The organism is Streptomyces sp. a15 (assembly GCF_059026085.1).
This window is the reverse complement of record NZ_JBWLKM010000011.1, coordinates 1-23,427: the sequence shown is the minus strand read 5'-3', so window position 1 is coordinate 23,427 and position 23,427 is coordinate 1. Positions and strand designations below refer to the sequence as shown.

21 protein-coding genes are annotated in these 23,427 nt (G+C 69.9%); 9 read left to right on the top strand and 12 right to left on the bottom strand.

Annotated features, from left to right (window positions below):
• The first annotated feature begins 22 nt into the window (after positions 1–22).
• Positions 23–1,123: a methyltransferase gene (locus tag AC5P09_RS14210; protein ID WP_493874234.1), complete on the top strand. Its 1,101-nt coding sequence runs from the start codon at positions 23–25 to the stop codon at positions 1,121–1,123.
• A gap of 87 nt (positions 1,124–1,210) precedes the next feature.
• Here the strand turns inward: AC5P09_RS14210 and AC5P09_RS14205 are convergent, their stop codons facing one another.
• The 9 genes from AC5P09_RS14205 to AC5P09_RS14165 form a co-directional block, all read right to left on the bottom strand.
• Positions 1,211–1,543, bottom strand: a complete 333-nt coding sequence (locus AC5P09_RS14205) for a TcmI family type II polyketide cyclase (protein WP_266451933.1) — start codon at positions 1,541–1,543, stop codon at positions 1,211–1,213.
• A 19-nt stretch (positions 1,544–1,562) separates the two neighbouring features.
• Positions 1,563–2,042 (bottom strand): SRPBCC family protein, encoded by a 480-nt coding sequence (locus AC5P09_RS14200; RefSeq protein WP_493874233.1) that lies wholly within the window; start codon positions 2,040–2,042, stop codon positions 1,563–1,565.
• A gap of 1 nt (position 2,043) precedes the next feature.
• On the bottom strand, positions 2,044–2,301 hold the full coding sequence (locus tag AC5P09_RS14195; protein ID WP_266451935.1) for an acyl carrier protein: 258 nt from the start codon (positions 2,299–2,301) through the stop codon (positions 2,044–2,046).
• Between the two features lie 42 nt (positions 2,302–2,343).
• Positions 2,344–3,594: a ketosynthase chain-length factor gene (locus AC5P09_RS14190; protein WP_493874232.1), complete on the bottom strand. Its 1,251-nt coding sequence runs from the start codon at positions 3,592–3,594 to the stop codon at positions 2,344–2,346.
• Positions 3,591–4,859, bottom strand: a complete 1,269-nt coding sequence (locus AC5P09_RS14185; RefSeq protein ID WP_493874231.1) for a beta-ketoacyl-[acyl-carrier-protein] synthase family protein — start codon at positions 4,857–4,859, stop codon at positions 3,591–3,593. Before AC5P09_RS14185 ends, AC5P09_RS14190 begins: the two co-directional genes overlap by 4 nt.
• Entirely contained in the window at positions 4,856–5,317 is a 462-nt protein-coding gene (locus AC5P09_RS14180) for a cupin domain-containing protein (protein ID WP_493874230.1), read from the bottom strand. The genes AC5P09_RS14185 and AC5P09_RS14180 overlap by 4 nt, the downstream gene beginning before the upstream one ends.
• A 66-nt stretch (positions 5,318–5,383) precedes the next feature.
• A complete protein-coding gene (locus AC5P09_RS14175; protein WP_493874229.1) occupies positions 5,384–6,538 on the bottom strand; it encodes a SchA/CurD-like domain-containing protein in 1,155 nt (384 codons plus the stop codon).
• 442 nt (positions 6,539–6,980) lie between these two features.
• A complete protein-coding gene (locus tag AC5P09_RS14170; RefSeq protein WP_493874228.1) occupies positions 6,981–7,511 on the bottom strand; it encodes a hypothetical protein in 531 nt (176 codons plus the stop codon).
• Between the two features lie 353 nt (positions 7,512–7,864).
• Positions 7,865–9,520, bottom strand: coding sequence for an FAD-dependent oxidoreductase (locus AC5P09_RS14165; RefSeq protein WP_493874227.1), 1,656 nt, complete (start codon positions 9,518–9,520; stop codon positions 7,865–7,867).
• A gap of 463 nt (positions 9,521–9,983) precedes the next feature.
• On the opposite strand from AC5P09_RS14165, the gene AC5P09_RS14160 reads away from it, so the two are divergent.
• Complete coding sequence (locus AC5P09_RS14160; RefSeq protein ID WP_493874226.1) at positions 9,984–10,214, top strand: hypothetical protein; 231 nt, start codon at positions 9,984–9,986, stop codon at positions 10,212–10,214.
• A gap of 560 nt (positions 10,215–10,774) precedes the next feature.
• On the opposite strand, the gene AC5P09_RS14155 is transcribed toward AC5P09_RS14160, so the two are convergent.
• On the bottom strand, positions 10,775–11,296 hold the full coding sequence (locus AC5P09_RS14155) for a hypothetical protein (protein WP_493874225.1): 522 nt from the start codon (positions 11,294–11,296) through the stop codon (positions 10,775–10,777).
• Positions 11,297–11,932: 636 nt separating this feature from the next.
• Between AC5P09_RS14155 and AC5P09_RS14150 the strand changes: the two genes are divergently transcribed.
• The 4 genes from AC5P09_RS14150 (at position 11,933) to AC5P09_RS14135 (ending at position 18,373) form a co-directional block, all read left to right on the top strand.
• A complete protein-coding gene (locus AC5P09_RS14150) occupies positions 11,933–12,706 on the top strand; it encodes a chitosanase (protein ID WP_493874224.1) in 774 nt (257 codons plus the stop codon).
• A gap of 122 nt (positions 12,707–12,828) precedes the next feature.
• Positions 12,829–13,608, top strand: a complete 780-nt coding sequence (locus tag AC5P09_RS14145; protein ID WP_493874223.1) for a hypothetical protein — start codon at positions 12,829–12,831, stop codon at positions 13,606–13,608.
• The gene (locus AC5P09_RS14140; RefSeq protein ID WP_493874222.1) at positions 13,605–14,960 is read left to right on the top strand and encodes an alpha/beta fold hydrolase; all 1,356 of its coding nucleotides are present in this window, start codon (positions 13,605–13,607) and stop codon (positions 14,958–14,960) included. The genes AC5P09_RS14145 and AC5P09_RS14140 overlap by 4 nt, the downstream gene beginning before the upstream one ends.
• Positions 14,961–15,358: 398 nt before the next feature.
• On the top strand, positions 15,359–18,373 hold the full coding sequence (locus tag AC5P09_RS14135) for a glycosyl hydrolase (protein ID WP_493874221.1): 3,015 nt from the start codon (positions 15,359–15,361) through the stop codon (positions 18,371–18,373).
• 100 nt (positions 18,374–18,473) lie between these two features.
• Here AC5P09_RS14135 and sigJ read toward each other — a convergent pair whose 3' ends face one another.
• On the bottom strand, positions 18,474–19,412 hold the full coding sequence (gene sigJ / locus AC5P09_RS14130) for an RNA polymerase sigma factor SigJ (RefSeq protein ID WP_493874220.1): 939 nt from the start codon (positions 19,410–19,412) through the stop codon (positions 18,474–18,476).
• 101 nt (positions 19,413–19,513) lie between these two features.
• Between sigJ and AC5P09_RS14125 the strand changes: the two genes are divergently transcribed.
• The 3 genes from AC5P09_RS14125 (at position 19,514) to AC5P09_RS14115 (ending at position 21,722) form a co-directional block, all read left to right on the top strand.
• On the top strand, positions 19,514–19,888 hold the full coding sequence (locus AC5P09_RS14125; RefSeq protein WP_493874219.1) for a hypothetical protein: 375 nt from the start codon (positions 19,514–19,516) through the stop codon (positions 19,886–19,888).
• Between the two features lie 189 nt (positions 19,889–20,077).
• Positions 20,078–20,914 (top strand): NmrA family NAD(P)-binding protein, encoded by an 837-nt coding sequence (locus tag AC5P09_RS14120; RefSeq protein WP_493874218.1) that lies wholly within the window; start codon positions 20,078–20,080, stop codon positions 20,912–20,914.
• 265 nt (positions 20,915–21,179) lie between these two features.
• Positions 21,180–21,722, top strand: coding sequence for an MOSC domain-containing protein (locus AC5P09_RS14115; protein ID WP_493874217.1), 543 nt, complete (start codon positions 21,180–21,182; stop codon positions 21,720–21,722).
• Between the two features lie 440 nt (positions 21,723–22,162).
• Here AC5P09_RS14115 and AC5P09_RS14110 read toward each other — a convergent pair whose 3' ends face one another.
• Positions 22,163–22,807: a hypothetical protein gene (locus tag AC5P09_RS14110; RefSeq protein ID WP_493874216.1), complete on the bottom strand. Its 645-nt coding sequence runs from the start codon at positions 22,805–22,807 to the stop codon at positions 22,163–22,165.
• Between the last annotated feature and the right edge of the window lie 620 nt (positions 22,808–23,427).

Below are 23,427 nucleotides of genomic sequence, written 5' to 3'. Positions count from 1 at the left end.
ACTCGAAGAAGAAAGGCGGCACATGACGACCGCACAGACCACACAGGTCACGCAAACTGCGCAGGCCGCGCAGGCCGCGCAGGCCGCGCAGGCCGCGCAGGCCGCACAGGCCGCCCCACCGCCGTCCATGCGGCTCAGGGAACTCGTGTTCGGGGCGGCATGTGCCGCCGCCCTTCGCGCGGCCGCCCGGCTGGGGGTCGCCGATGCCCTCGGTGACACCCCGCTGGCCGCGGAGGACCTCGCGGCGGCGGTGAAGACCGAACCGAAGCCGCTGCGACGGCTGTTGCGGGCCCTGTCCTGCTACGGCATCTTCGCCGAGCAGCAGGACGGGACGTTCACGCACACCGACATGTCCCGGCTGCTGCGTGAGGACGACCCGAACAGCCTGCGCGACATCACACTGTGGTGCACCGAGCCCTGGACCTGGGACGCGTGGCCGATGCTGGACGAGGCGGTGCGCACCGGCCGCAACGTCGTGGAGAACCTGTACGGCAAGGAGTTCTTCCAGTACCTCAACGAGGACGCCCCGGAATCGGCCGACGTCTTCAACCGCGCCATGACGACGTCCAGCGTGCAGTCGGCGCGGGATGTCGCACAGTTCCTCGATCTGTCGGGGAGCAAGTCCGTCGCTGACATCGGGGGCGGTCAGGGGCATGTGGTCGCGAGCCTGTTGGAGAAGTACCCGTCGCTCCACGGCACCCTGCTCGACCTGCCGCGCGTGGTGGACAAGGCCGACCCACGGCTGCGCGCGGGAGGCGCGCTCGCGGACCGGATGCGCATCGTGCCCGGTGACTGCCGCGCGGCCATCCCGGTCCAGGCTGATGTGTACATCATCAAGAACATCCTGGAGTGGGACGACGACAGCACCACCCGCACCCTGCGCAACGTCATCGAGGCGGGTGGTCCCGGAGCGCGGGTGGTGGTCATCGAGAACCTCGTCGACGACACGCCCTCGATGCGGTTCAGCACCGCTATGGACCTGCTGCTGCTCCTCAATGTCGGAGGGGCCAAGCACACCACCGAGAGCATGGTCGGCAGGCTGACGGACGCGGGCCTGGTCATCGACGACGTTCGCCCGGTCAACCCCTACCTGCACGCGTTCGACTGCACCGTCCCCGGGTGACCAAGTCCCCCGGAAAGATCCCGTAGACCGCCGGTCGCCGGGCACGCGATCCTCGTGTGTCCGGCGACCGGCGGTTCCATGGGTGGTTCAGGAGGTGGCGTCCCGCTCCCAGCGGTAGAAGCAGTGCGCCATCGCGTCCTTCGGTGAACGCCAGGTCGCCGGGTCGTACGCGGTGACGTACGCCGACAGCCGCTCACTGACGTCCCGGAACTCGGGGTGCCCGGCCGCCTTCGCGATGGCGGGTCCGGGGTCCCGCTCGGACTCGATGAGGTGCAGGTACACGTCGTCGAACTGGAAGAGGCTGCGCCGGGCGACTCCCACCAGGTGCGGCAGTTCTCCCCGGTCCGACTCCTCGAACACCTTGGCGATGTCCAGGGCCGACCCCGGGGCCATACGGGCGACGATCAGGGTTTGGTGCATCGTCTGTTCTCCGTCCGGCTCAGTCGGAGAGCGTCGGCACGGCCCGACGTTCCATGGCGGCCTGCTCGATACGGTCCCGGATCAGGGCCATCTGGACCTTGGAGTTCCGGTTGATGTTGTCCGTCATCCAGGCGTCGTCGACCGGTGCGTCCGGCTTCATCGCGAAGTCCTGGGTCCAGACCATCCGGGTGCCCTCGGGCACCTTCTCGTACTGCCACACGATGTTCATGTAGGCGAAGGGCCCGGTCTCGATGCGGCGAGCACGCACGCTGAGCGCGTCGCGGTCCGTCTCCCGCTCCGAGACCCAGCTCCACACCTTGCCGTTCTCGTCGGGGTGCATGGTCAGCCGGAAGGTGACCCTGTTCCCCTCTCGGGACATGATCTCGACGGAGGCGTACTCGCTGAACAGCTGTGGCCAGCTCTCGACGTCGTTGGTCATGTCCCAGACCAGGTCGACCGGTGCGGCGATGGTGATCTCGTTCTGCGTGTGTCCGGTCATGTCACGCTCCTGCCAGAAGTGCGCCGTTGACGAGTTCGAGGAACTGCCGGGGGCTCTTGCTCTTCTCCGCGTCGGGAGGCATCGGCGTGCCGTACCGGTTCTCCAGCTCACCCACGATGCCGAGCAGACCGAGCGAGTCGATGCCGAGGGCGTCGAAGCCGGAGTCGGACCGCTGCTCGAGTTCCTGCGGGGCGACGGTGACTCCGGCGGCCTTCTTCATGAGCTCGGACAGCTCTTCCACGGTGATTCGGTCACTCATGTGGTTTCTCCTTGCTTCGTGATGGGTGCTGGGGACGCCTCGCTACGAGGCGTCGGTGGCGCCGCGCCGTAGCACCAGCGCCGAGTTCGACCCCATGAGTCCTCGGCTGAGGACCAGCGCCGTGTGCAACTCGGCGGCACGGGCGCGGGCGGTGACGAGGTCGAGGTCGTGGCAGACGTCGAAGACGTTGGGGGTGGGTGGGATCACGCCGTGCTCCATCGCGAGCACCGCCGCGGCGACGTCCAGCACGGGCGCCGCGCCGTAGCCCCGGCCGATGGCGGTCTTCGGCGCGGTGACGGGGACGCGGGTGCCGTGCGGGCCCAGGGCGTCCGCGATGGCCAGCGCTTCGGCACGGTCCGCCTCCGGTACGCCGAGGGCGTCGGCGAAGACCACGTCGATCTCCTCGGGGGCGCAGTCGGCCTCGTGCAGGGCGCCCCGGATGGCCTCGGCCAGTCCCTCCCGGGACTGCTTCCAGCGGGAGGCACCGGTGAACGTGGCCGTGTGTCCCGCGAGGGTGGCCCGCACGGGCGCGCCCCGTTCCCGGGCCGAGGTCTCGGCTTCCACGACGAGCATGGCGCCGCCTTCGGCGGGCACGAATCCGCAGGCCGCGGCGGTGAACGGGCGATAGGCGCGATCCGGGTCCTCGACGGTGCTCAGCTCCTCGTAGCCGAGCTGGCAGACCACCGAGTAGGGGGCCAGTGGCGCCTCGGTCGCGCCGGCCACCATCACATCGGTGCCGCGCCGCACGGCCCGCGCCGCATGCGCCAGGGCGTCCAGACCGCCGGCCTCGTCGGAGGCGACCACCCCGCAGGGGCCCTTGAAGCCGCGGCGGATGGAGATCTGGCCGGTGCTCGCGGCGTAGAACCAGGCGATGGACTGGTACGGCCCGACGAAGCGACTGCCCTTGTCCCACAGCTGCTGCAGTTCCCGCTGTCCGAACTCGCCGCCGCCGGAACCGGCCGCGGTGACCACGCCCACGGAGAACGGCGAGGCGTCGGTGTCGGACCGGGGAAGGCGGGCGTCGTCGAGTGCGAGGTCGGCCGCGGCCATCGCGAAGTGCGTGAACCGGTCGGTCTGGACGAGGAAGCGTTCCTCGATCGCCGACGGCGGGTCGAAGCCCCGGATCTCGCCGGCCACCCGCAGCGGCAGGTGCTCGCACCCTTCCCGGGTGATCCGGTCCAGGACGCTGATGCCCTCCCGGGTGGACTTCCAGAAGGTCTCGGTGCTGGTTCCGTTGGGCGCGACCACGCCGATTCCGGTGACGGCCGCGCGCCGAGGATGCGGTTCGCTCATCGTGTCTTCTCCCTCGGCAGAGTCAGGATCACCGCGGACTGGAAGCCGCCGAACCCGCTGCCCACGGAGAGCACGCTGTTCAGTCTTCGCTCACGAGCGACGCGCGGCACGTAGTCCAGGTCGCACTCGGGGTCCGGGGTCTCGTAGTTCGCGGTGGGCGGGACGACCTGGTGAGTCAGGGCCAGTGCACAGGCGACGAGTTCGATCGCCCCGATCGCGCCGAGGGAGTGGCCCACCATGGATTTGATGGAGCTCATGGGCGTGTCATAGGCGTGCGCGCCCAGGACCCGCTTGACCGCGGCCGTCTCGTGCCGGTCGTTCTGCTGGGTGCCCGAGCCGTGCGCGTTGACGTAGTCGATCGCTGTGGGGTCGAGCCGGGCCTGGCCGAGGACGTCCTCGATGGCCCGGGCCATCTCCAGGCCCTCGCTGGTCAACCCGGTCATGTGGTAGGCGTTGCCGAAGGTGGCGTAGCCGCTGATCTCGCAGTACACGTGCGCGCCGCGGGCCAGGGCGTGTTCCAGCTCCTCCAGGACGAGTACCGCGCCGCCCTCACCCATGACGAAGCCGTTGCGGTCGGCGTCGAAGGGACGGGATGCGTGGGCGGGGTCGTCGTTGCTCGGCGACGTGGCCTTGATCGCGTCGAAGCAGGCCATGGTGATCGGTGAGATCGGCGAGTCCGAGGCGCCGGCTATGCAGACGTCGGCCCTGCCCTCCTCGATCGTGTGGAAGGCGTACCCGACCGCGTCGAGCCCCGAGGTGCAGCCGGTGGAGACGGTCTGCACCGGCCCGCGCGCCTCGAACCGCTCCGCCACCGTCGAGGCGAGGGTGCTGGGCGAGAACGCGCGCTGCAGGTGCGGACCGGCCTCCCGATGGTCCACGTCCCAGCGCTGCCCACGGTCGCTGACCAGAACGTAGTCGTGCTCCAACCGGGTGGTGCCACCGACCGCGGTGCCCAGGGAGACCCCGACCCGCCAGGGGTTCTCCACGGCGAGATCGAGACCGGAGTCCCGTATCGCCTCCTCCCCGGCGACCAGGGCGAACTGGATGTACCGGTCGCACCGTGCGACCTGCTCCGCGTCCAGCCCGTGGGCCGCCGCGTCGAAGTCGCACTCGGCGGCGATCCGCGACCGCAGCCCGGCCGGGTCGAAGAACGTGATGCCCCGTGTCGCCGTGCGACCGTTGGCCAGGAGATCCCAGAACGCCGGTGCTCCGATACCGCCCGGGGCGACGATGCCTATGCCGGTGACCGCCACGCGCCTCGTCATGAACGCACCTGACGTCGCTCGGCCGTTCCGCCCCCGCCCGCGTGGGCCGCCTCCACCGCGATCGGTACGCCGTCGGCGTCCTCGGTGTCGACGTGGCCGAGCGGCGGGCTGGGAGCCAGCGGGCCGAGGTGGAAGACCATGCGGGCCTCCACATTGCCGACGTTGCGGAAGCGGTGCCGCATGTGGGTGGGGATCATGAGCCCCTGCTCGGGCTGCAGCGGGTGGGGCTCGCCGTCCAGGTCCACCTCGAGCTGCCCGCAGACGACGTAGATGAACTCCTCGGAGTACGGGTGGTAGTGCTCAGCGATGCGGTCGCCGGGCTGCACGATGGCCACGCCCATGAAACCGCTGCTGGAGCCCACTGTGGTGGGGGTGAGCATGGCGCGCAGATCGCCACCGCGCCGAGTGTTGGGCTCGACCTCGCTGACATCCACGATTCCGGGATGGCGTTTGATCACGACGTTCCTCCGAACATGTGCTGCATCGACATGAGGGCTTGGCCGTCACGGCCCGGGCGCTGGGATTCAGGCGTCCGGCGCGCGGCGGTCGGTGACGAGTTCCATACGGGAGACCGTGAGGAGGCGAGCGGGGGTGCCGTCCCTCAGCGCCGAGCCGTCCGCCCCGAGGGCTTCGCCGTCGAGGAGTTCCGTCAGTTCGGCCGCCTGACCGCGGTCCGCGAGACCGAGCACGGGGCCGGGCTCGGTGTCGAGCCCGCCGCGCACGTCGACCAGCCGCACCACGACGTCGTCGCGCTGGAAAATCGTGCTGCGCAGCACCGGCCCGTGCGGATCGTCCGCCGCCGCCTCGTCCTGCCGGGCGAGCAACTCCGCCAGCCGCAGACCGCAGCCCTCGCGGGCCGGGTAGTACAGGGCGTGCCGCACAGCGTCCGGGCTCTCCTGGCCCGCCGTCACATGGTGTACGGCGGGCAGCGCCGCGCGGGTGAAGAAGACCCGGGCGGACTCGGGATCATCGAGGTCCCGGTCCTGCTCCAGATAGGGGTTGATGGCCTCCTCGACAGCCCGTACCTCGGGCTGCCGGGCGACGTGGCGCAGCGCGGCGAGCAGGTCGCCCCGCACCTCGATGGCCCGGACCACCCGGTTGCCGTGCATGAACAGGGAGGTGCGGCACAGCCGGGTGGTGTCGTCGACCTGCGGCTCCGGTGAGGCGTACCCGGAGAGGATCTTGGCGACAGTCTCCTCACTGCCCGGCTTGACCGTGAAGGTCAGCGCGTGACGGATCAGGCCGTCACCGATCCTGGGCGACGTCTGGAGCCGGCGCTTCTCGGGCTCGGCGTCCGTCGGGCCGCCGGTCTCGCGGACGATGTGGAAGCGCAGCGACCTGGTGTCCCGGACGCAACTGTGCAGGGGCTCCACCATCCGCACGTGTTCCTCGCTGTTCACCCAGGTGAGGAAGGGCGGAGCGCTCTCCCACTCACTCGTGATGAGCCACTGGGAGGGATTCTCGATGGACTGGCACAGCTGGTCGCTGACATGCCCGGGGACGGACGCGACCTGGTTGCACAGTTGCTCGTACGCCTCGAGGAACTGCTGTTGGGCGCCGTCGTAGACGTCCACCAGCAGGACGACACGGAGCCTGGAGCCGTCGAACACGGACTGGGAGACACGCTGCGACGGCTGTCGCGTCAGCGGTTCCGAAACACGTTCAGACGTGGTGGTCATCCTGTGCACATCTCCTTCGTGGGGGCAGAGGCGGACGAGCGTCGGCCACTTCGGTGTGACGTCGGCGTGCCTCGATCCTGAGTCCGCCCCCGGCGGCGCGCGACTCGTATGCACTACGCGGGTGACCGGCCGGCCCGAAAGCCGGCAGCTGCTCAGGCTGTCCGTGCAGTCCTTGGCCCTACGGTCGCAGTCACCCGCACAGGTGATGAGCCGGAGCTGCACCTGGCCGTACCGCCGCCGAGGTCGGCGACCACGGCCGCCGCGGCTCAAGCTCTCCCGTGGGACCGAAGGGGGCGTCGACCGAGGACATCGGACGACGCGGTGCCGGACGACGTGCCGTGGCTGCCGAACAGGCCCACGGCCCGCCGGCACCGGAAAAGCCGGCCGGGCCGCCACGCGGCACACGCGTGACGGCCCCAGCGGCTATCGCATCCGGCATGGGTCAGGCCACACTTCCCGCCGTCTTCTTGCGGCGCGCCGCGTACAGACCGGTCGCGGCGACGGCCAGGACGGCCAGCCCGCCCGCGGTCACGGCAGGAGTGGCCAACGCGCCGCCTCCGGTGTGCATCCCGCCGCTGGGCTTCTCGTGGTCACCGCTCCAGGAGTTGCCGTCCTGCTTCCCGCTCCACGAGTTCTCGTCCTGCTTCCCGCTACCGGACTCCTTGCCCTGCTCGCTGTCCTTCTCCTTGTACGTCTCCGGGTCGTGCTTGGGGTCCTTCGTGGTGCCCCAGTCGTCCTCGTTCACCGCGGTCAGCGCACCGCCACCCGTGTGCATGCCACCGCGCGGCGAGTCGTGGCTGCTGTCCTTGTCGTACTCCTTGTCGTACTCCTTGTCGTGCTGCTTGTCGTGCTGCTTGCTGTAGGAGGAGTCCGCGTGGTCCCAGTCGTCCCCGGCCGCATAGGCGCCGGGTGCGCCGAGAGCGAGGACGGTCGAAGCCGCCGCAGTGGCCAGGAGCATGCGAGCAGAGTGCATCTGACGTTCCTTCCGTCGACAGCCGGGCAGCTGGTGCTTCGTCAGCTGATGTGACCCGCCTCCGACGTGATCCACCGTCAGCCAGCCGCCCGCCCGCCACCACTCAAGGGGATCACTCGGGTGAACCGCCCCAGGTCCCCGGCGATCCATCGCCGACCCCGTTGCGCCCCGTGCGGGATCTGCCGCCTCGTCAACTCCGGTGCAGCAGGCCGCCGTCCGCGGCCGCGCCGTGGCAGCCAAGCCGACACAGTGAGCAGGTCGACATCACCGACTTGGCGGTCAAGGACCGGACCTGCCCACATGCTTCGGCCCCGGACCCATCGCGGCGAGGAGTCCGGGACCGTCTGCTGAAATCAGACCGCTGCCAGCAGTGTGGTCAGGACGTGGCGCAGTGCCGACGAGGCATCCGGGACCGGTCCTGACGATCGCCAAGCCACGAACCCGTCGGGACGGACGAGTACGGCGCCTGTAGGTGTCGTGCCGTGGGCGGCCGACCAGTCCGTATCGCCCTCGGGTGTCAGCTCGGCATCGGGTCCGTTGCCCATCCGGTACGACGTCAGGGGGATGGACATCTCTTCGGCGAGGCGGAGGGCGGCCTCGTGCCAGCCATTCGGGTCGTCGGCGTCGCTGAGCAGGACGAATGACCGTTCGTACAGGTCCAGAGTGGAGATCTGTTCGCCTCGGTGCCGTACCGACAAGTGGGGTGCCCTGCTGCCGGGTTCACCGGACAGGTCGAGGCGTTCCGGGACGACCGGAGTCGTGGGGTCGGTGCCGACGACGGCGCCCTGCGGATAGCGGTAGCCGAGGGCCACGTTGAGGATGCCGCGCTGCGGGGCACCGCCCGCTCCGGGAGGCGGGGCGAAGCCGGGATGACTGTGCTCGACCGACCGTGCGGCGGCGCGGGCGCTGGTCGCCTCCGCCACCGGGCGGCGCTCGGCGTCGTACGTGTCCAGCAGTCCCTCACCGGCCCAGCCGCCGACCACCGCGGCCAGCTTCCACGCGAGGTTGTGCGCGTCCTGGATACCGGTGTTGGAGCCGAAGGCCCCGGTCGGGGACATCTCGTGGGCCGAGTCGCCGGCCAGGAAGACGCGTCCTGCGCGGTAGCTCCGGGCAACTCGTTGGGCGGCGTGCCAGGGAGCCTTGCCGGTGACCTGTACGTCGAGGTCGGCGACTCCGACCGCGCGGCGGATGTGTTCGACACACCGCTCGTCCGTGAACTCCTCCAGGGTTTCGCCGTGTTCCGGGTGCCACGGAGCGTGGAAGACCCAGTTCTCACGGTTGTCCACGGGCAGCAGCGCGCCGTCGGCGTCCGGGTTGGTCAGATAACAGACGATGAAACGGCGGTCGCCCACGACCTCGGGGAGGCGGCGGGAGCGGAAGGTGATGCTGATGTTGCTGAACAGGTCGCCAGGACCGCTCTGGGCGATGCCGAGCTGCTCACGGACGGGGCTGCGGGGACCGTCGGCGGCGACGAGGTAGTCCGCGCGGATGGCGGTGTGCTCGCCCGTCTGACGGCTCTTCACCATCGCGGTGACACCTGAGGAATCGCTGTCGAACGACATCAGTTCGGTGGCGTACCGCAGGTCGCCGCCGAGCCGCGCGGCGTGGTCCAGCAGGACCGGCTCCAGGTCGTTCTGGCTGCACAGGCACCATGAGCTGGGGCTGAAGCGGGCCAGTCCGCCGCCCGGGTCGATCTCACGGAAGAGCCACTCGCCCGCGTCGCCGACCAGGGTGGGTGTCTGCAGGATCCCGTGGTTGTCGGCCAGCGTGGCGGCGGCCTGCCGGATCATCGGCTCGACGCCGGCCGCCCGGAACAGCTCCATCGTGCGGACGTTGTTGCCGCGGCCGCGGGGGTGGATGGACGTCCCGGCGTGGCGCTCCACCAGCGTGTGCCGCACCCCCAGCCGGCCCAGGAAGAGAGAGGTCGACAGGCCGACGAGGGAACCGCCGACGATGAGGACCGGGACCCGGTGGGTCGTGTGGTCGGTTTGATCGGCTCTCTGGTTCATCACTCGCCTCCAGCGCGTCGTGTCCGCCAAGTCGGCCGGATACGGCCGCGAGGTTCATGCATGCCCCGCAGTGGAGACGCGGGCTCAAGCTTCACCCGCTTAACCCGCCCGGTTCGCCGAGTCGGCGGCCACGTCCGCGGTCCATCTCCCCCCGACATCCGAACGGATCACGGCTCGACCCACGGGGCGGAGCCGTGCCAGGGCCGCTCGATCAGCCCTGCACGTGGGGGCGCGAGCGGGAAGCAGGTTGGACCTGTGGCCCACCTTGCGCGCTCTGGTCGTGCTGTTACTGATGGGCGGAGAGCAGACCGCGGTCGAGGCTGGCCCGGGCCGTTTCCCCCGACCGTCACGGACGCCGCATCGAGAACTACCGCCTCCCGAGCACTTAGTGCTTTTGCCTCACCCGTTGCCCCAGCCGGCCGTGGCCGTGCCTTACCCGTTCGGCTCGGCGTCCGTGCCTGTGATGGCGGGTCACGAGATCCTGGAGGCCCTGGCCGTGGTGTGGGCCGCCGAGTCGGGCGGGCAGGGGCTGTCGAAGGCGAAGCGGCGGCACCTGCGCACCACGGCCGGGCGTCCGGGTACGGCGCCGGCCCGGCTGCGCGCGTACGGCGCCGACCGGGACGTCGGCCGGACGAGTACGACAGGGCGGACCGCACGGAAGCATCGCCCTGCTCCTCACCCAGTACGGCCATGACCCGCCGGGTCGATGACCGTGCCCGTCCGTCACGTGTCGGTGAGCGGCACGGGCGGCGGGACGGCCGGGAGTCTCGGTAACGATTTCGTCCGATAAACGCATGCCCCCGAACGAAGGAAGCAGCCTCATCCGATGGGGCCATGCCGGTCCGAGGGCGTACCACCCGCGCACGCCGTCGCGTTGCACCAGCATGGATTGCAACGTCACCACCGGGCGTCTCCTCTGGGAGAACGACGGCAGACAGGCGCCGCACGGCGACTTCACCAGGACGGCCCAGGGAGATCCGCCCATCTTCGCCGCGCTCGTCAGGGAGTGGCGGGCCAGCGGCCGGACGGTTCCGGACACCCGGGGTTCGCAGGGGGCCTCGCCCGGTTCCGTCGGCACCGCAACGACCAGGTTGCTGCGGCACCCGGCCATCCCGTGTGGTCCGGGCCGATGGGAACGCGACGGCGAACTGCCTCCAGGGCGCGAGACCGAACTGGTCACGACTCGCTGAAGGCAGCCGTATGGCGGTGTGTCAGCTCGTGTGCCGCAGCGTCCTTGGCGGCGCTTGCCTGAGGTCAGCCCGGCCGGTCACCGCTCCAGTTGCGTTCCCCTGCGGTCAGTGCCCCGCACGTCGGACAGCGCCGCTTCGTACTGGACTGCCCGGTGAGCCTTCCCAGCGCCACCTGAAGCGCCAGTTCCACGGCGGCCGGAACGAACAGTGACCCGGTTCCGTCGGGCGGGACCAGCCAGCGCAGCCGTCCTGCGGCCCGATGAGGGGCGGGCACGGCGAGCCACGTTCCTTGGCCCGCGTACCGGATGCCCGAGCCGATCCAGCGGCCCTCGGGATCCGGCGGCAGAAAGAAGGCCACCCGACGGGCGGCGGTGTCCGCGAGCGCGGGACCGGGCGGCTGCGGAATGCACAACAGGGTGTCAAGGGCCGGCATGCCCAGGTCCTCCGGCACGCTGAGTACGTCCCAGAACCGCCCGCAAGCCAGTACCGCGACCCCGGTGTCTCCGTGCCACTGCCGCTTGCAGGTGCGTGGGTCGGTCGAGGCTGCAGCGAGCCATTCCATGGCCTGACGCGTCGCTGATCGCATGCGTTCCTCCGGATCCGTCTGTCCGCGGTGCCGACATGCTGATGTTTGTAGATTTTTCTATGTGGCGGAAGGGGTGGCGAACCGTGGCGATTGGCTTCGGAACGTTCGCCGATGGAGCAGATGTTCTCCGAATCCTGGTCAGTCCTTCGACATCATGAAGGTGTCCGGCTCATGGGCCCGGTGTCGGCGAGCGTGGCGGGAGCAGTGCCGGAAGGCGTGGGCTTCACTGCGCGGGCGCCCCTTCGAGGGGGATCCCTTGGCTTCCCTGGTGGAGACGGCGCGACGCCTCGACTACGGCGCCGGCCGGTGTCACCGCCAGGAGGATGACGAGGCGTAACGTTTGCGCGACCCGGCCGAGGGTGACCTGTCCCGACCGCGCGTCGAACCCGTCAGTACAAAACGCCTGAGGCGTACCGGTCGCGATCGCGGTATTGCTGCTGGCATGGGCTCCGTTCATTTGATCCTACAAAGTTCCCGCCCGGTGGGTTACCCATCGCCTCCTTCCTTGATAGGAAACCTTCCTAACGATTCAGGTCTGGACCAACTCCTCACCCCCCACCCTTGCTTGGAGACTCCGTGGAACCTGAGACAACAGCTCCAGCCGCCCGCACCTCGCGTCGCGCTGTCCTTGCCCTGATGGGAGCGCTGACCTCCGCCGCAGCGTTCGGCCCTCTGCCCGTCGCTGCAGCGGCGGCAGCCGCACCGGGCCTCGATGACCCGGCGAAGAAGGAGATCGCCATGCAACTGGTGTCGAGCGCGGAGAACTCCACGCTCGACTGGAAGGCGCAGTACCGGTACATCGAGGACATCGGTGACGGCCGCGGCTACACCGCCGGCATCATCGGCTTCTGTTCCGGCACCGGAGACATGCTCGACCTCGTGGAGCTCTACACCGACCGCAGACCCGACAACGTCCTCGCCGAGTACCTGCCGGCCCTGCGTCGCGTCAACGGCACCGACTCGCACGACGGTCTCGACCCGCACTTCACCGACGCCTGGCGCAGGGCGGCTCAGGACACGGCGTTCGAGCAGGCGCAGAACGACGAACGCGACCGCGTCTACTTCAACCCCGCCGTCAGGCAGGGCACGACGGACGGCCTATGTGTACTCGGCCAGTTCGCCTACTACGACGCCATCGTCATGCACGGCGACGGCGGCGACTGGACCAGCTTCAGCAACATCCGCCGACGTGCCCTGCAGCATGCGAAGCCGCCGGCGTGGGGCGGCAACGAAACCACGTTCCTCAACGCCTTCCTCGACGCACGGGTGTGGGCGATGAAGCAGGAGGAGGCACACAGCGACACCAGCCGCGTCGACACCGCGCAACGCGTCTTCCTGCGCCAGGGCAACTTCGACCTCAACCCGCCCCTGGACTGGAAGGTGTACGGGGACAGTTACCACATCGGCTGACGAAGACCAGCACATGAGCGAGAGAGGCGAGCGCCCAGTGCTCCGCAACACCGGCACTGGGCCTTCGCTGATACGAGAGAGCGCCTGTGTGAACGTTGTGACGGATGCTGCAGACTGTCCGCATGACTCGCACGAGGAAGATCGCCGCCGCTCTGTTAGCCGCATCGGCCGCGCTGCTCGCGATACCCCCCACCGCCTCCGCCACTCCGACCCCGCACACCACCCTGTTCAGGGAGAGCTTCGACCGCCTTCCTGTCGGCCCGGTGACCGCGGGCCGCGGCTGGACCACCGACACCGCCGACGGTTCACTGACCGTCGAACCCAGCACCACCGGCCACGGCCGTGAACTACGGCTCCGCACAGACGGCAACGGCCGTGCCTTCCTGGTCCTGTCCGACCTCGCGCCTCCCGGCAACAGTTTCTGGGCCCGGTTGCGGCTGCGCGTGAACGACTTCCCGACGGCCCCGGACTGGGCGCACTGGACCATCGCGGAGGCATCCGGCTCCGATGTCCCCACGCTGGTACGCCCGTTGGGCGGCCAGTACGTGCCCACCTCCCAGGCCAACTTCTGGGGAGTCGGCTCCGATCTGGGCCCGACCGGGGACTGGACCGCCTGGAAGACCTCCGCTCCCGCGACGGCCGCGACATGGCAGTGCGTCGAGTTCCACCTCGACGCGAGTGACAACCGCGTCACCGTCTACCTGGACGGCGCGGAGCAGTCCGAGTTGACCGTGTCCACGAAGGAACACGGCGGCACGACCGACGACTTCGTCTTCCCGACCTTCGACACACTCAAGCTGGGCTGGCAGTTGTACCAGTCCGACCCCACACCGTCGGCGTACGACGTCCGCATGGACGACGTGGCGCTGAGCACCGAGCGGGTCGGCGGGTGCGCCTCATGACGGGGGGACTGCCGCGCAGGGCGATGCTGGGCGGGCTCGTCGGCGGGCTCGCCCTCACGTCCCTGCCGACCGGCCCGGCCGTCGCCACCGGGCGGGAGCGCGAGCCGTACGTCCCGCTGGCGGTGGCCGGCGGGGGCGGTCCGGCAGGATCGGACCGGGTCCATGTGCTCAAGGTCGGTCCGGACACGGCACACACGGTGGTGGTGCTGGTTCCGGGGATGTTCGGGGCGGCGGGCGACTTCCGCCTGCTCGCCCGTGACCTCGTGCAGGCGGTGCCCGGTGTGCAGGTGTGGGCGTTCGACCGACGCGAGGAGAACCTGGCCGACCGCTCGGGGTTCACCACCGAGGACCCTGCCGGGTACTACCTGGACGGCCACTACCGCACTCAGGAGCCCGCAGCCTCCGCCTTCGCCGCTCGTTGGGGCCTCGCCCGCACCGTCGAGGACCTGCGTACGGTCGTACGGGCCGCGGCCGGTGGCGGCCGGCGGCGGGTGGTGCTCGGCGGCCACTCCTGGGGCGCCACCACCGCGATGGCCTACGCGGCCTGGGACTTCGACGGCCGCCCGGGGTACCGGGACCTCACCGCGCTCGTACTTGTCGACGGTGGCGTGCGCGGAGCGTTCGAGGGGACCGGACAGCCGGTGCACAACTCACCGGAGGAGGTGCGGGAGCGGCTGGCCCGCATTGAAGGCGGGGCGGTCTTCGACATGACCCTGAGCGGAGTCGGGCTGGGCGGCCGGGCGGAGAGCACACAGATCTGGTACCAGCTCGCGGGCTGGTACGCACACCGCGACCCGGACGGCCGCTCGGTCCTCCAGCCCCGGATGCCCGACGCGCTGCGGCCGCCGTATCCCGTCACCAACGCCGGTCTGCTGGGCACCTTGGTGGACGCCGGATTCGGTTGGCCGAACGACATCAGCGTCCACTCGGGGCACCTCGCCGACAGCGGCGACCCGCGCGGCTGGGTCGACACGGGCATCACCCCCATCAGCCGTGTCGCGACGGCGTACGCGGGTGGCCCGGAGCCGGCCGTGTGGGAGTGGTACTGGCCGTCCCGGCTGTCGGTGGACCTCGACGTCGTCGATCCCTACGCCGACACCGACCTGGCCCGCTCACTGGGGCTGCGGCTGCTGCACACCGGGAGCCTGGACACACCGCTCTACGTCTTCGAGACGAGCTACGCGCAGGGGACGATCGTGTCGTCGGCGCGCGAGGTCGTGGCCAACTCCCGTATCCCGCACGGAAGATACGAGACAGACGAGGGGATGAACCATCTCGACCCGCTGTTCGCCGCCGCGCGGCACAACACCCTGACCCGCACCCTCGCACCGTTCCTCGCCGGACTGCGGTGACGAGTGACGACAGGCATCGGCGGGGCATCGCAGGGATGCCCCGCTGATGACGCGTCGGGTGATTCCCCCGAAGGGGAGACACGTCCGGGCCCCGTTCACGCGGCGCCTTGTCAGCCGTGCGAGACGTTCAGCCCGCAGAACGCGACCCGCGCCCCCTTCGTGGTGCTGCCGTTGACCGTCAGGCCGATGGTGTAGCTCCATGTCCTGCCGACCGGCACATGTCCCAGGGTGTGCCGAATGTACCCGTGAATCCGAGTCGGCAAAGGCCTGGAGCATCACAGTCAAAGGATCGCGCACGGTGGGGATTTGCGGCGCCGATCTTGACCCCTCGGGGATCCCGGGCTTAGCGTTCCCGCGTTTACAGGGAATTGAAACGATTCAACCATTTGGGGCGACACATGCAGAAGCCCATCCCGCAGCGTGGCGGGATATCCCGGCGCACGGTGCTCACGGCCTCCTTGGCCGCAGGCGCCGCCACGGCGTTCGCCGCAGTCGGCTCTACGGATGCCGGCGCCGCTCCCCTGACCGGTCGTCAGGACCTGTCCGGTGACTGGTTCGCCACGTCACCCCGGTCCGTGCGTCCCAAGTTCCGCTGGTGGTGGCCGGACGGTCTGGTCGACCCGGCGGAGATCGCCCGTGAGGTCGACCAGATCGCCGACGTCGGCTTTGGGGGAGCCGAGATCGCCGCCGTCCACCACAGCATCAAGGACAAGTCCGTCCTCGACACCGCTCACCACGGCTGGGGCAGCGCCCCCTGGCGCGACGGCGTCCAGGCAGCCCTGCGCCAGGCTGCCCGACGCGGCCTGACCATCGACCTCACCCTGGGCCCCAGCTGGCCCGCCGCCGTCCCCGGCGTCACCCCCGACGACGACACCGCCGCCCAGGAACTCGCCTACGGCCGCACCTCCGTGGCCGCCGGCGCCACCTACCGGGGACCGGTTCCCGAGCCCGTGCACGAGGCCGCCTCCGCAGTCACCCGGCGCCGCCTGCTCGCCGTCCAGGCCGCCCGCGTCGAGCCCGCCAACGCCACCCGCAAGGAGACCGGCCTCGACCTCGCCAGTGTCGTAGACCTCACCACCACCGTCCGCGACGGCGCTCTGACCTGGACCGCCCCCGCGGAGGGCGACTGGGTGCTGATCTCCTACTGGCAGCGCGGCTCAGGCCAACAACCCGAGTCCGGCCCGCACTCCTCCCCGACTGCCCACGTCGTCGACCACTTCAGCCCCGCCGGCACCGCCGCCGTCACCGACTTCTGGGAACGCGCCGTCCTGACCGGCACCATGCGGCGACTGCTCAAGGCCGCGGGCGGCGCCTTCTTCGAGGACTCCATCGAGCTCGAGACCGACTCCCTCGTGTGGACCTCCGCCCTGCCCGACGCCTTCGAACAGCGCACCGGCCGCTCCCTCCTGCCGTACCTGCCCGCCCTCGTCCTCGACAACAGCAACCAGGTCTTCGCGTTCGAGGCGCAGCTCACCCGGCAGATCCGGCACGACTTCTGGGAGACCGTCTCCCACCTGTTCAACACCCACCACGTCACCGCCCTGCGCAACTGGGCGCACTCGCTCGGCATGTCGCTGCGCTCGCAGCCGTACGGCCTGCAGACCGACGCCATCGCCTCCGCAGCGATCCTCGACATCGCCGAGGGGGAGTCGCTCGGCTTCAAGAACCTGGACGACTACCGCTGCCTGGCCGGCGGTCGGGACATGGCCGGGCACACGGTGCTGTCCTGCGAATCTGGCGCCTACAACGGCTCCGCGTACAGCACGACCTGGGACAGGTTCCTGCGCACCATGGGCGGCGCCTACGCGGCCGGCGTCAACCAGACGGTCGTGCACGGCTTCTCGTACGCCACCGCCCCCGGGGTGAGTTGGCCCGGCTTCGCCGCCTTCAGCCCCTACAACGGTGCGGCCGGCTACGGAGAGTCCTGGGGGCCCCGGCAGCCCACCTGGCGGCACGCCGAGGACATCGCCGGCTATCTCGGCCGGGTGCATCAGGTACTGCAGACCGGCACCCCGCGCGCCGACGTCGCCGTCTTCCAGCAGACCGGCTACACCGCCACCGGCATCGGCGCCTCCTGGTTCACCGCGACCGGCGTACCGCTCGGCTGGACCCACCAGTTCCTCAGCGGACCGCTCCTCGACCTGCCGGCCGCCCACGTCTCCGGTGGCCGCCTCGCCCCGGACGGCCCCGCCTACAAGGCCCTGTTCGTCGAGGGAGACTTCTTCTACGGCTCCACCCCGACCCTCGCCCTGGACGACGCCCGCAAGCTGCTGAGGCTGGCCCGGGCCGGACTGCCGATGGTCCTGCTCGGTGCCTTCGACCAGGCGCTCACCCCTGGCGTGCCCGACCAGAACGAGACGGACGCGCTGCGCGAGGTACTGGCCCGCCTCCTCGCCCTGCCACACGTCACCGCCGTCACGGACAAGGCCGCCGTCGGCCACGCCCTCACCGCCCTCGGCATCACCCCCGACGCCCGCTACGCCACACCCTCCACCCTCCTCAACAACCACCGTGTCAGCGGCGACACCGACTTCTACTACCTCTGCAATGGCAAGCACGCCGAGACCGTCAGGCCGCCCGTGGCGACCATCGACCACGACGTCACCCTGCGCCGCACCCGGCGGGGCACCACCGTCCCCTACCTGCTCGACCCGTGGACGGGCGAGGCGACCCGCATCGCCCGCTACACCGAGGACGACGACACGATCACCGTGCGCGTCACCCTCGTCCCCGGCCAGGCCACCGTCATCGCGCTCGGCAGACCGGGACTCTTCGGAGACCGCAACGGCAGCCGCCCGCACGCCGTGTCCGGCGACGCCGACCGGGTGCTGTTCACCGACCGCGGCCTGGCCGTGCGCGCCGCGGCCGCGGGAACGTACACCACCCGGTTCTCCGACGGCCGTACGGCGCCCACCACCGTGCCCGCAGTGCCCGACCCCGTCACACCGGACCGCTGGCGGCTCGACGTCGAGGACTGGCACCCCGGCGCCGACGCGACCAGTACCGACATCGTCCGGCGCACACTCACCCTCGACACCCTGCTGCCCTGGTCCCAGATCCCCGAACTGGCCGACTCCGCAGGCATCGGCCGCTACCGCACCACCGTCGTCCTGCCCCGCCACTGGACCTCGGCCCACGGCGCATATCTCGAACTGGGCCAGGTCAGCGACACCTTCCGCGTCACCGTCAACGGCACCCGGCTGGCCCCCGCCGACCGGCTCCACCCGGTCGTCGACCTGGGCGGGCATCTGCGGCGCGGCGACAATGTGATCGAGGTCGAGGTGGCGACCCCGCTCATCAACCGCCTCCGGGTCGCCCAGCCGACCGTCTTCGGCGCCGCCGCCCGCCAGGCGTACGGCCTCATGGGCCCGGTCCGACTGGTGCCGTACGTTCAGGCCGTGGTGCGCCCCTGACTGCTCTCGTCCCTGGAGGGTGAAGATGCCTCACCCCTTCAGGGACCAGCTCCGGGACATCGTGAAACACCGGCTGCGTCGCACGCAGTACCGGCCGGAGTTACTCGCCGGACTTCTCGCGAAGACCGGACTCGGCCCACAGCCGCAGCTTCTCCGGGTTGCGGACCGCCCAGATCCGGGTGACGCGCCCGTCGGAGACGTCGAACGAGGCTACGGTCACGACGACGCCGGCACGCTGGGCCACCAGGCCCGGCACACCGTTGACCGACCGCTCCAGGAGTTCGAGGCCCGGAGCCCTGTCGGCAATGGCGACCATGTACTGGGCGATACGCGCGCCGCCCTCGACCGGGCGCAGGACGGTGCCGACCATGCCGCCGCCGTCTGCGGTCATCACGGCGGCCGGGTTGAGCAGACCGACGAGGGCTGCGATGTCCTTGGCCTCCCACGCCTCTTTGACGTGCCTCACCACGTCGGCCCGGCCGGTCGCCGTCACCGGAGCGCGCGCGACGCTCACCCGCCGCCGGGCGGAGGCCGCCAACTGCTTGCAAGCCGCAGGGGTCCGGCCGAGAACGTCGGCGATCTCGGCGAACGGGTACCGGAAGACGTCATGCAGGACGAACGCCACCCGCTCGGCGGGCGTCATCGACTCCAGGACGACGAGGAAGGCCATGGCCACCGACTCGTCCAGGACGATCTGGTCGGCGGGATCCGCAGGGCCGGTGGGATCGGAGCCGCCCGCGTGGTCCCACTCGGTGCGGTCGGGCAGCGGCTCGGGCAGCCATGCGCCGACATAGCGTTCACGGCGGGCCCGCGCCGAGCCGAGCAGGTCCAGGCAGATACGGCTGGTCACCGTCGTCAGCCAGGCACCGGGGGACAGGATCTCCTCCTGCCGGCTGCGGGGCAGCCCGTACCAGCGTGTGTAGGCATCCTGTACGGCGTCCTCGGCCTCGGTCACCGAACCGAGCAACCGGTACGCGACATTGATCAGTTGGCGTCGCTCGCCGGATATCTCATCTCCGCTGGTCCCGACAGTCCCCATGCTTCCGGCCGCCCCCTCGCCTTACCTTTCGCGGGCCCGTGTCGTCGGGCTGGTGAGACCTTATCGATCTGCTGCCCGAGGGCGGAAAAGGGGACTGTGGCATGACTACTCAGGCGACGGCGACGGCGAACGCACAGCGCAGCTCCTCGTTCTTGCAGATCGCGATCGCCCTGCAGACCCTGACCATCTTCCTTCAGGCGGTCTCTGCCGGACTGCTGCTGACCTCGTCCTACGGAGAGGTGCTGCACAGTGTCGGAGCCCGTGTGATGTACGGGGCGTCGATGCTGTACGTGCTCGCGGCGGTCTTGGCGTGGAAGCCGGGCGGCGGCTCGCCCCGGCCTGTCTGGCACGCGTCGGGTTTCCTCGTACTCGCCTCGGTTCAGGTCGTGCTCGGCATCGCGCACGTACCGTCGGTCCATCTCCCCCTGGGCGTCTTGATGTTCGGTCTGAGTGTGCTGGCGCTGGCCCGTCGCTGAGGTCCGATACGGGGCCGGCCGGGGTCAACTCCTTCGTGCATCTCACGGGCGTGACCCCGGCCCTGTCCCCGTCCCCGTCCTGCCTGAGAATGACCGTGAAGGCGTTCACCACCCCGCTCGGCGAGCGTCCGTATGAAAGACGGACCCTTGCGGACAGAAGCTGACCGCAAGGGTCCCTACGGTCGTGCCATGACACAGACACAGAAGATCCTTGTCGCCGGCGCCACCGGAACCGTCGGCCGTCAGGTCGTCGCCGAACTGCTCGCCCGCGGGCACGCGGTTCGCGCCCTCACCCGGGATGCGGCCACGGCAGACCTCCAGGCCGGTGTCGAGGTCGTCCAGGGCGATCTGACCGCACCCGACAGTTTGATCCCGGCGTTGGAGGGCGTCACCGGCCTCCATCTGATCACCTTCGGCGGGGCCTACTTCGCCCCGCTGGAGACCGGCCCGCGGATCCTGGAGCTGGCCCGCGCGGCCGGCGTACGCCGGGTCACCGTGCTGCACGGTGGCGGGCCGACCCTGCTGGAGGACGCCGTGCGGGCCGACGACGGTGTGGACTGGACCGTTCTCATGCCGGTCGAGTTCATGGCCAACGCCCTGGAGTGGGCGGACCAGATCGTGGCCTCGGACGAAGTCCGCGAGCCGTTCGTGGCCCGACTGAGCGCCATGGTCCACGAGGGCGACATCGGGGCCGTCGCCGCGGTCGCGCTCACGGAGGAGGGACACGCGGGCCAGGAGTACGTGATCACCGGCCCTGAGCTGTTGACCGTCGGCGACAAGGTGGCGACCATCGCCGCCGCCCGCGGCCGGGAGATCCCCCTGGTGGAGCTGACCGAGGAGCAGGCCGTCGCGCAATGGCGGGCGGCGGGCCACCCTCAGGACGTCATCGGCTTTCTCCTCGAGGCGTACGGGAACACTCCGGAAGTGGGCCGTACGGTCGCCGACACCGTCGAGAAGGTCACCGGCCACCCGGCCCGCACTTTCGCCCGGTGGGCTGCGGAGCACGCGGATGCCTTCACGGCATAGTCCCGCGTCGTACGTGGAGGACGGACGCGGAAGGATCCGCATCACCGGTGACGACCGCGTCCGCGTCCGCGGCCGGCGCGGGCCGACGCAGCCGGGTGGCTCCCGCTCTTGCGGACACCGGCCTTGCGGGACATCGGCCTTGCGGACATCGGCCTTTCGGACGGGCGCGCGACTTCCCATCCTCGCTTTGACGGCGACTGCTGCGCTTGGAGATCCGAGGGTAGGGTCGTGGTGATCAGTGTTGGTCAGGAGGGGGTCGCGAGGTATGAGCGCAATAGTGACGGCGGTCAGCAGCAACGGCGAGTACTCATTCACCAAGCCGAACCGGGACAGCATCACGCTGCTCGCCGGGCTCGGTGTTGAAGGCGACGTACACGCCGGTGTGACGGTCAAGCACCGCTCGCGGGTCGCGCAGGATCCTACGCAGCCGAACCTGCGTCAGGTCCACCTCATCCATGAGGAGCTCTTCGCCGAGGTCGGCGACGAAGGATTCCCGGTGGCACCCGGTGAGCTCGGGGAGAACATCACTACCCGCGGCATTGATCTGCTTGGCCTGCCCGTCGGCACCCTGCTCCACATCGGCGACGAGGCAGTCCTCGAGGTGACCGGACTGCGCAATCCCTGCCTGCAGATCGACAACTTCCAGGACGGGCTCCTGAAACAGGTCGTCGGCCGTGACGAAGCCGGCAACATCGTGCGCAAGGCCGGAATCATGAGCATCGTGAAGGAAGGCGGCACGGTGCGCCCCGGAGACACGATCAAGACGGAGCTTCCCAGCGGGCCGCATCGGCCCCTGGAACGGGTCTGACGCCCCTCTGGGCGGGCCGGTGCACAGTTGATCGAAGACCTCGCGTCACGCTGCGAAGCATGTTGCGCGGTCGGCCGGCATGAACGGTACCGGGGCGCTCGCCGACGGCAGGCCGCAGCGCACGCCTTCGCTTCCATGCTGTGACCAAGGGCTCCGCCTGGTGGGTGGCATGCTCGGCCCCCTCCCGGACGACGAGGCGGCTGAGGAAGGCATGCGCACCCTGGCCCTGTGCGAGTTGGATCCGACCCGCACCAAGGTCAGGACGCTGGCTGTACGAGAGCCAGGGCTCCAGCAACCCCGGCGACCAACAGCCGTTCCCGGATGCTTACTCTTCCTGCGGCGTCCGACCGAAGACATCCAGGGCTGCGGCGGTGTTGGGACGCGGTGGCGGCCGGGACCGGGCGGATCACCGACCGCCTGCGCGGATCGGCGTTGTCAGCTCAGGCGTCGGCAGGTGCGGGCTGCTCCTCGGCCTGCGGTGATGCCGCCTGCGCGTCGGGTGCGGTGTAGTAGACGGAGGCGCCTTGCTTGGAGCGCTGTGCCTGGTTGCGGGCGACCAGCCCTTCGAGGGTGGTGCGCACCACGGTCGTCTTGATGTTGCGGTCGGGATGGGTCTGGCCGAGGGTCGTGGCGATCTCCGCCGCCGAACGCGGTTCGCTCTGCTCGGCGAGGTGGCGGCGGACCAGTTCGACCAGCGTCGGCGGCGCGGTCTTGGCGGGTTCCGCGGTGTCGGCCGGCTTCTCGGCGGTCGGCTTGGCCGCCGCGGCGGGGCGGGACTTGGCGGCGGTCTTCTTCGTCCGGGCCCGTGTGCCCGGGCCGGTCTTGGCGGCAGACTTCTTGCGAGGCGCGGGCACCGGGACAGTGTCCGACGGGGCCACGGGCTCGGTGGAAGCCGGCGCCGTGTCGAGCGCGCGCTGAATGCTGACGAGGACCTTGTGGTCACGCTGGAGGGCTGCCAACTGCTCCTGCAGGGCGGCAATCTCCCCACCGATACGTTCTTGCTCCTTGGTGTTGCGTTCGAGGTCGGCACTGACTTGAGCGGTGTACTGCGATGTCAGTTCGGTAGCGGAAGCGTTCTCGGACATGGGATGCACAACCTTTCCTCGGCCAAGGGCCGTAGCTGAAGAGCCTGCCATGTGTGTGCCGGCCCGCACCGGTGTCTCCGGGCGGCAGCCGTACTCATGCACAGTGCCCTGTCGTAGCGATAGTACGGACAACCGCAAGTGAGGTGTCCTCCCTTGAACGGTCTGAGCCGAGCTCATCCCTCAGTGGGTCCGCGCACAGCCTGCGGGCGGCGAGCTGAGGGTGCAGACACGGCGCGCCCCTCACACTGTCACATGTGTAGCCGGACTGGGACGGTCGTGAGTACAGACGACTCACACGAGGGCAGTCCACAAATCCAAGGCTGCGCGCAGGGTGGCCTGTGCCTGTGGCGTCCAACTGCCTTACGAATTCGTGTAGTTGTGGGCGAAGCGCTGTCGGCGGTGGATGCAAACATGGTCTGTTGCGCGGGGATCACGACGAGGGGGAGGCAGTAGATGCCGTGGATTGACAGGTACGAGCGAGCGGACGGAACCCCGGTGCCGGCGCATTACCGACGGGCTGCGGGAGCACGCGGGAGATGGCCGTGTTACTGACCTTTCCGTTCAGTTGTCGTGTTGAGCGAGAGGCCGGTTTCGGCGAGGCAACCCTCGATGAGGTCGGT

Excerpts from the sequence above, each read along its gene's own strand:
- AC5P09_RS14210 (WP_493874234.1), top strand. The coding sequence starts at position 23 with ATGACGACCGCACAGACCACACAGGTCACGCAAACTGCGCAGGCCGCG.
- AC5P09_RS14205 (WP_266451933.1), bottom strand. The coding sequence starts at position 1,543 with ATGCACCAAACCCTGATCGTCGCCCGTATGGCCCCGGGGTCGGCCCTG.
- AC5P09_RS14200 (WP_493874233.1), bottom strand. The coding sequence starts at position 2,042 with ATGACCGGACACACGCAGAACGAGATCACCATCGCCGCACCGGTCGAC.
- AC5P09_RS14195 (WP_266451935.1), bottom strand. The coding sequence starts at position 2,301 with ATGAGTGACCGAATCACCGTGGAAGAGCTGTCCGAGCTCATGAAGAAG.
- AC5P09_RS14190 (WP_493874232.1), bottom strand. The coding sequence starts at position 3,594 with ATGAGCGAACCGCATCCTCGGCGCGCGGCCGTCACCGGAATCGGCGTG.
- AC5P09_RS14185 (WP_493874231.1), bottom strand. The coding sequence starts at position 4,859 with ATGACGAGGCGCGTGGCGGTCACCGGCATAGGCATCGTCGCCCCGGGC.
- AC5P09_RS14175 (WP_493874229.1), bottom strand. The coding sequence starts at position 6,538 with ATGACCACCACGTCTGAACGTGTTTCGGAACCGCTGACGCGACAGCCG.
- AC5P09_RS14170 (WP_493874228.1), bottom strand. The coding sequence starts at position 7,511 with ATGCACTCTGCTCGCATGCTCCTGGCCACTGCGGCGGCTTCGACCGTC.
- AC5P09_RS14165 (WP_493874227.1), bottom strand. The coding sequence starts at position 9,520 with ATGAACCAGAGAGCCGATCAAACCGACCACACGACCCACCGGGTCCCG.
- AC5P09_RS14160 (WP_493874226.1), top strand. The coding sequence starts at position 9,984 with ATGGCGGGTCACGAGATCCTGGAGGCCCTGGCCGTGGTGTGGGCCGCC.
- AC5P09_RS14155 (WP_493874225.1), bottom strand. The coding sequence starts at position 11,296 with ATGCGATCAGCGACGCGTCAGGCCATGGAATGGCTCGCTGCAGCCTCG.
- AC5P09_RS14150 (WP_493874224.1), top strand. The coding sequence starts at position 11,933 with ATGGGAGCGCTGACCTCCGCCGCAGCGTTCGGCCCTCTGCCCGTCGCT.
- AC5P09_RS14145 (WP_493874223.1), top strand. The coding sequence starts at position 12,829 with ATGACTCGCACGAGGAAGATCGCCGCCGCTCTGTTAGCCGCATCGGCC.
- AC5P09_RS14140 (WP_493874222.1), top strand. The coding sequence starts at position 13,605 with ATGACGGGGGGACTGCCGCGCAGGGCGATGCTGGGCGGGCTCGTCGGC.
- AC5P09_RS14135 (WP_493874221.1), top strand. The coding sequence starts at position 15,359 with ATGCAGAAGCCCATCCCGCAGCGTGGCGGGATATCCCGGCGCACGGTG.
- sigJ (WP_493874220.1), bottom strand. The coding sequence starts at position 19,412 with ATGGGGACTGTCGGGACCAGCGGAGATGAGATATCCGGCGAGCGACGC.
- AC5P09_RS14125 (WP_493874219.1), top strand. The coding sequence starts at position 19,514 with ATGACTACTCAGGCGACGGCGACGGCGAACGCACAGCGCAGCTCCTCG.
- AC5P09_RS14120 (WP_493874218.1), top strand. The coding sequence starts at position 20,078 with ATGACACAGACACAGAAGATCCTTGTCGCCGGCGCCACCGGAACCGTC.
- AC5P09_RS14115 (WP_493874217.1), top strand. The coding sequence starts at position 21,180 with ATGAGCGCAATAGTGACGGCGGTCAGCAGCAACGGCGAGTACTCATTC.
- AC5P09_RS14110 (WP_493874216.1), bottom strand. The coding sequence starts at position 22,807 with ATGTCCGAGAACGCTTCCGCTACCGAACTGACATCGCAGTACACCGCT.